The sequence below is a fragment of the Streptomyces sp. W16 genome, from assembly GCF_033194735.1.
Classification (GTDB): domain Bacteria; phylum Actinomycetota; class Actinomycetes; order Streptomycetales; family Streptomycetaceae; genus Streptomyces.
The window spans coordinates 1-6,309 of record NZ_JAWOAI010000539.1 but is presented as its reverse complement, the minus strand read 5'-3'; the positions used below and the strand labels follow the sequence as shown (position 1 = coordinate 6,309).

General features: G+C 69.6%; 8 protein-coding genes. 6 read left to right on the top strand and 2 right to left on the bottom strand.

The genetic code is table 11. The features are described 5' to 3' along the window. The 5 genes from R6V09_RS43075 to groL all read left to right on the top strand — a co-directional run. Positions 1-768: polysaccharide deacetylase family protein (locus R6V09_RS43075; protein ID WP_317886934.1), on the top strand; the 768-nt coding region annotated here is incomplete at its 5' end. Next, positions 765-1,451, top strand: coding sequence for a hypothetical protein (locus tag R6V09_RS43070; RefSeq protein WP_317886933.1), 687 nt, complete (start codon positions 765-767; stop codon positions 1,449-1,451). The genes R6V09_RS43075 and R6V09_RS43070, both read left to right, overlap by 4 nt. Before the next feature lie 78 nt (positions 1,452-1,529). Next, a complete protein-coding gene (locus tag R6V09_RS43065; protein ID WP_317886932.1) occupies positions 1,530-1,952 on the top strand; it encodes a hypothetical protein in 423 nt (140 codons plus the stop codon). A gap of 320 nt (positions 1,953-2,272) precedes the next feature. Continuing rightward, positions 2,273-2,581, top strand: coding sequence for a co-chaperone GroES (groES, locus tag R6V09_RS43060; RefSeq protein ID WP_019066754.1), 309 nt, complete (start codon positions 2,273-2,275; stop codon positions 2,579-2,581). Positions 2,582-2,700: 119 nt separating this feature from the next. Further along, entirely contained in the window at positions 2,701-4,326 is a 1,626-nt protein-coding gene (gene groL, locus R6V09_RS43055) for a chaperonin GroEL (protein WP_317886931.1), read from the top strand. A gap of 93 nt (positions 4,327-4,419) precedes the next feature. On the opposite strand, the gene R6V09_RS43050 is transcribed toward groL, so the two are convergent. Together R6V09_RS43050 and R6V09_RS43045 are read right to left on the bottom strand one after the other, a co-directional pair. Next, entirely contained in the window at positions 4,420-5,193 is a 774-nt protein-coding gene (locus R6V09_RS43050; protein ID WP_317886930.1) for an SDR family NAD(P)-dependent oxidoreductase, read from the bottom strand. Positions 5,194-5,301: 108 nt separating this feature from the next. After that, the gene (locus R6V09_RS43045) at positions 5,302-5,970 is read right to left on the bottom strand and encodes an MOSC domain-containing protein (protein ID WP_317886929.1); all 669 of its coding nucleotides are present in this window, start codon (positions 5,968-5,970) and stop codon (positions 5,302-5,304) included. An 80-nt stretch (positions 5,971-6,050) separates the two neighbouring features. Between R6V09_RS43045 and R6V09_RS43040 the strand changes: the two genes are divergently transcribed. Further along, positions 6,051-6,309: LysR family transcriptional regulator (locus R6V09_RS43040; RefSeq protein ID WP_317886928.1), on the top strand; the 259-nt coding region annotated here is incomplete at its 3' end.

Genomic DNA, 6,309 nt, shown 5'->3' with positions numbered 1-6,309 from the left:
CCGGCCCGCGCGCTCGACTCCTACGCCACCAGGCTGCGCGCCGCCTACGCCGCCCGGGTCGCCGCCGCGAAACGCTGGGGACTGGCGAAGGTGCCGCTCCAGGCTCCACCGGCGCCCGCGCACAAGCCGGAGATCACCGCGCGCAAGGGCTTCGAGGTGGACGATCAGGAGGAGCTGAACCTCCCGCCGGTCTTCACGACGATCCCCACGAAGCAGAAGATCGTCTTCCTCACCATCGACGACGGCGAGAACAAGGACCCCGCGTTCCTGCGGATGATGAGCGACCTGAAGATCCCGTACACGGCCTTCCTCAGCAACTACCTGGTCAAGGACGACTACGGCTACTTCAAGAAGATGCAGGCCGAGGGCCACACGCTCAACAACCACACCCTCACGCACCCGTACCTGCCGGGCCTGTCCTACGCCGAGCAGAAGCGCGAGATCTGCGGCATGCAGGACATCATGAAGAAGCAGTTCGGCAAGGCCCCGACGGTCTTCCGGCCGCCCTACGGCAACTACAACCACGACACCCTCGTCGCCGCCAAGTCCTGCGGCGTCAAGTACGCACCGATCTGGGACGAGGAGGTGTACGTCGACCACTGGGAGTACCGCGAGGACGACCGGTCCCTGCACCCCGGAGACATCGTCCTGACCCACTTCCGGGGCCGTGCGGACTGGAAGGGCACGATGGTCGACGACATGCGCCGCTTCCTCGGCAAGGTCACGGCCGAGGGCTACGCGGTGGCCCGCCTGGAGGACTACCTGTGAGGGTCCGGGTACCGGTGGCCGTCGCCCTGGCGGCCACCCTCCTCACCGGCTGCGCCCAGTCCGTCGACCCCATCGAACGGCTCGGCAAGAAGGCCGCCCAGCGCGTGCACCCACACGGCCCGGCCCCCGAACAGCCGTACCGCCACTGGGGTTTGACGGCCCCCCTGGCCCCCGCGCCGAAACCGTCCCCGGGACCCCCCGCCCGCTCGGCGGGCCCGGGCCTCCCACCCGTCGTCGACCACGTCCGCACCCACGACAAGGTCGTGTTCCTGACCTACGACCACGACGCGGGCGCGCGGCCGGACCCGGGCTTCGCCGACATGGTCCGCGAACTACGCCTGCCCGTCACCGAGTTCGGCACAGCCCAGGACAGCCGCCCCGTCGCGGGCCTGCCCTACGACGCCCAGCGCACCGAGATCTGCGGCCGCCGGACCCGCCTGCTCCGGCCCCCCTACGGCACGTACGACATGACGACCCGCCGAGCCGCCGCCGACTGCGGCATCTCCGCACTGGTCCTCTGGCGGGCCTCCACGACAACCGGAACCCTCACCTACGCCCGAGGCGCCCACCGCCTCACCCCCGGCGACATCGTCCGCATCGCCCCGACCGACAGCACGGCCGGACTGCTGCGCGGCATCCAGGGACAGGGCCTGACGGTGGGCCGCCTGGAGGACTACCTCTAGGACCGGTCCCGTTGGTGTCAGTGGCCCCGGATAGCCTGCCGCGCACGTCGAACGGCGGTGAGCGGAAAGGGCCTTGCGATGGGTGGCAACGAGTGGACCTCCACCGGGCCGTACCAGAGGGATCTGCAGTCGGCGTTCCGGCAGGCGCAGGAACAGGAACTGGCCAAGGACGACCACGGGTTCCCGGGGCGGGACATCGTCGATCTGTGGGAGGACGACGGCTGGCGGGAGCACATCCTGACGGGCGGCACGTCCTCCGTGCTCGACTTCTACGCCCTCATCGACGCCGCGTCCGGGGACGACTTCGCCATGATGCGACCCCTGACCGAGGACGAGGTGCGCGACTGGGCACCGGAGGGCAGCCCCACCCGCGAGCGCTGGACCGCCGCGCTCCGCAGCGGGGCCGCGTCCTTCCCGGGCCGTGGAACAGGCCGGTGCACGATCCTCTACCGCGACGGCGAGCCGGCGGAGATCGGCTACTGGGGATGCACGGCGGACTAGGGCCTCTCGAACGCCGGTCGGCACCATCAGCCCGTCCGGCGTTTGAGGACGAGGCCGTCCAGGCCGAAGCGGGGGTCTGGGGGCGCAGCCCCCAGGGGGCGGCAACCACAGCCAACGGTCACAGAAATTCCGCCCAAGCGCCGCAGGCATTGGCACTCCGCTTGACCGAGTGCTAATCGCAGTCATAGTCTCAGACCTGGCACTCCCCCCTGGAGAGTGCCAATAGCGACGGGCAGGTCCGGCACCCGCGACGACGGATCCACCTGGTCGCCACCTCAGACAGTTAACCCCGTGAGATCTCCGAAGGGGGAGGTCGGATCGTGACGACCACCAGCTCCAAGGTTGCCATCAAGCCGCTTGAGGACCGCATTGTGGTCCAGCCGCTCGACGCCGAGCAGACCACGGCCTCTGGCCTGGTCATCCCGGACACGGCCAAGGAGAAGCCCCAGGAGGGCGTCGTCCTGGCCGTGGGCCCGGGCCGCTTCGAGAACGGCGAGCGGCTTCCGCTCGACGTGAAGACCGGCGACATCGTGCTGTACAGCAAGTACGGCGGCACCGAAGTGAAGTACAGCGGCGAGGAGTACCTCGTCCTCTCGGCTCGCGACGTGCTCGCGATCATCGAGAAGTAATTCACTTCAAGAACACTCTGTATGTGAGCTGCGCCCCTGGCCCCCGCGACCTTATGAAGCCGGGCGTCAGGGGCGTAGTTCGTTTCACCCACGTTTTCCGAGAGGGCTGAACCGCTCCCATGGCGAAGATCCTGAAGTTCGACGAGGACGCCCGTCGCGCCCTCGAGCGCGGCGTCAACAAGCTTGCCGACACGGTCAAGGTGACGATCGGCCCCAAGGGCCGCAACGTCGTCATCGACAAGAAGTTCGGCGCCCCCACCATCACCAACGACGGTGTCACCATCGCCCGCGAGGTCGAGCTCGACGACCCGTACGAGAACCTCGGTGCCCAGCTGGTGAAGGAGGTGGCGACCAAGACCAACGACATCGCGGGTGACGGCACCACCACCGCCACCGTGCTCGCCCAGGCGCTCGTACGCGAGGGCCTGCGCAACGTCGCCGCCGGTGCCTCCCCGGCCGCCCTGAAGAAGGGCATCGACGCCGCTGTCAAGGCCATCTCCGAGGAACTGCTCGCCACCGCGCGGCCCATCGACGACAAGGCCGACATCGCGGCCGTCGCCGGTCTGTCCGCGCAGGACAGCCAGGTCGGCGAGCTCATCGCCGAGGCGATGGACAAGGTCGGCAAGGACGGTGTCATCACCGTCGAGGAGTCCAACACCTTCGGTCTGGAGCTGGACTTCACCGAGGGCATGGCCTTCGACAAGGGCTACCTGTCGCCGTACTTCGTGACGGACCAGGAGCGGATGGAAGCGGTCCTCGAAGACCCGTACATCCTCATCCACCAGGGCAAGATCAGCTCCATCCAGGACCTGCTGCCGCTGCTGGAGAAGGTCATCCAGGCCAACGCCTCCAAGCCGCTGCTGATCATCGCCGAGGACGTCGAGGGCGAAGCCCTGTCGACCCTGGTCGTGAACAAGATCCGCGGCACCTTCAACGCGGTCGCGGTCAAGGCCCCCGGCTTCGGCGACCGCCGCAAGGCGATGCTCGGCGACCTCGCCACCCTCACCGGCGGTCAGGTCATCGCCGAGGAGGTCGGCCTCAAGCTCGACCAGGTCGGCCTGGACGTGCTCGGCTCCGCCCGCCGCGTGACGGTCACCAAGGACGACACGACCGTCGTCGACGGTGCCGGCGACTCCTCCGAGGTCGCGGGCCGCGTCAACCAGATCAAGGCCGAGATCGAGAACACGGACTCCGACTGGGACCGCGAGAAGCTCCAGGAGCGCCTCGCGAAGCTGGCCGGCGGCGTGTGCGTGATCAAGGTCGGCGCCGCCACCGAGGTGGAGCTGAAGGAGAAGAAGCACCGTCTGGAGGACGCCATCTCCGCGACCCGCGCCGCGGTCGAGGAGGGCATCGTCTCCGGTGGTGGCTCCGCTCTGGTCCACGCCGCCAAGGTCCTGGACGGCAACCTCGACAAGACCGGCGACGAGGCCACCGGTGTCGCGGTCGTGCGCCGCGCGGTCGTCGAGCCGCTGCGCTGGATCGCCGAGAACGCGGGCCTTGAGGGCTACGTCATCACCGCCAAGGTCGCCGACCTGGAGCCCGGCCAGGGCTTCAACGCCGCGACCGGCGAGTACGGCGACCTGGTCAAGGCCGGCGTCATCGACCCGGTCAAGGTCACCCGCTCCGCCCTGGAGAACGCCGCCTCCATCGCCTCCCTGCTCCTCACGACCGAGACCCTGGTCGTCGAGAAGAAGGAAGAGGAGGAGCCGGCCGCCGGTGGTCACGGCCACGGCCACTCCCACTGACGCGAGTCGGTGAACCCGTAACAGCAGACCGAAGGCCCGGCACCCCTCTGGGGGAGCCGGGCCTTCGTGTCACTGTCAGCGGGGCGGCTGCCGTCACTGCGGCCCGTACTTCCGCCCGGTCTTCGACGTGATCCCGCCGAGCACCGCCTGCGGAGTGATCTTCACCAGGCCCATCAGCGCCTTGTAGCGCGGGTCGGGGATCGACAGCGACTTGCCGCGTGCCAGATCCGCTAGCGCCGCCGCGACCAGCTTGTCGGCGTCCAACCACATCCAGTTCGGGATGTTGTCCGTGCCCATCCCGGCCCGCTCGTGGAACTCGGTCCGCACAAAGCCGGGCGCCAGCGCCATCAGCCGTACGCCACTGCCCGCCAGGTCCTTGGCCGCCCCCTGCGTGAACTGCACGACCCACGCCTTCGACGCGCCGTACGTCCCGCGCGGTACGAAGGCCGCCACCGACGCCACGTTGACGACACCGCCGCGCCCGCGCTCCCGCATCGCCTCGGTCGCCGCGCTGGTCAGCCGCAGCACCGCCTCGCAGTGCACCTTGAGCATCTTCAGCTCGTCGGCCATCGGTACGTCGAGATAGCGGCCCTTGTTGCCGAAGCCCGCGTTGTTGACCAGCAGGTCGACCGGGTTCTTGCGGTCCGCGAGCCGGGCGGCCACCGTCTCGATGCCCTCGTCCGTGGCGAGGTCGGCGGTCAGCACCTCCGCCTCGATGCCGTGCCGGTCGTGCAGTTCGGTCGCCTGCTCGCCGAGCCGCTCGGTGTTCCGCGCCACCAGCACGAGGTTGTGCCCGTCCGCCGCGAGCCGCCGCGCGAACGCGGCACCGATCCCCGCGGTCGATCCCGTAATCAATGCCGTTGTCATGGCGCAAGATTAGTGACCCGGGGCGACCGGGCCAGATCTCTGCACAGGCCCTCCCGATCCGTGACGAACACGTGTCGAACAAGGCGTCGAAGAGGCCGTGACGGCAGGTCAGCCCGCGTGCTCCGCGACATATTTCCGGGCCTGCGCGAGGGACTCCGGATGCAGCGCCTCGCCCGCCGGAAGCAGCCGCGGCAGCAGCGCCCGCTCGGTCGTCACGGCCCGGAACTGCAGGGCCACCGTCACGTCGTGGCCGGGCCGGTGCACGACCTCGATCGCGTCCCCCGCCTGGATCTCACCGGGCTCGATCACCCGCAGATAGGCCCCCGGCGCACCCTTTACGGTGAACCGCTTCACCCACCCCCGCTCGCCCAGATGGTCCTGGAACGTACGACACGGGATCCGCCCGCAGGTGACCTCCAGGACCACCTCGGAACCGATCCGCCAGCGCTCGCCGATCAGCGCGCCGGACACGTCGAGACCCAGGGTCGTCAGGTTCTCCCCGAAGGAGCCGTTGCCGAGCGGGCGCCCCAACTCCCGCTCCCAGTCGTCGAGATCCTCGCGCGCGACCGCGTACACCGCCTGGTCGTCGCCGCCGTGGTGGCGCAGATGACACACCGTGTCCCCGGCGAGACCGCTCCCGGCGATCCCCTTGGGACCGGGCGCGCTCACCCGGACGGGCCCGTCGGTCGGCCGCTTGTCGATCCCCGTCACGCCGTCCGGCTGGTCCGTGTACGGCACGGCCGTGGCCCGGCCCAGATTCAGCGAGAGAAGCTTCATGACGCCACGGTAGGCGAGAGCGCCTCAAAGATGCGGCGCATTATTCACCCGCACACCCAAGGCAGGCTTATGCTCGGCGCATGATCGAGGCCCGACATCTCCGTGTGCTGCGCGCCGTTGCCGCCACCGGCTCCTTCTCGGCGGCCGGGCGCGCGCTGGGCTGCACCCAGCCTGCCGTCAGCCAGCAGATGAAGGCCCTGGAGAGCTCGGTCGGCACCCCGCTGCTGATCCGCACCGGCCGCGAGATGCGCCTCACCCAGGCGGGCGAGGCCCTGGTCCGGCACGGCGCCGGCATCCTCGCCGGTCTGACGGCGGCCGAGGAGGAGGTCGCCGCGATCG

Bases quoted from the DNA above. Each gene is read 5' to 3' on its own strand.
- groL (WP_317886931.1), top strand. From the start codon at position 2,701: ATGGCGAAGATCCTGAAGTTCGACGAGGACGCCCGTCGCGCCCTCGAG.
- R6V09_RS43050 (WP_317886930.1), bottom strand. From the start codon at position 5,193: ATGACAACGGCATTGATTACGGGATCGACCGCGGGGATCGGTGCCGCG.
- R6V09_RS43045 (WP_317886929.1), bottom strand. From the start codon at position 5,970: ATGAAGCTTCTCTCGCTGAATCTGGGCCGGGCCACGGCCGTGCCGTAC.
- R6V09_RS43065 (WP_317886932.1), top strand. From the start codon at position 1,530: ATGGGTGGCAACGAGTGGACCTCCACCGGGCCGTACCAGAGGGATCTG.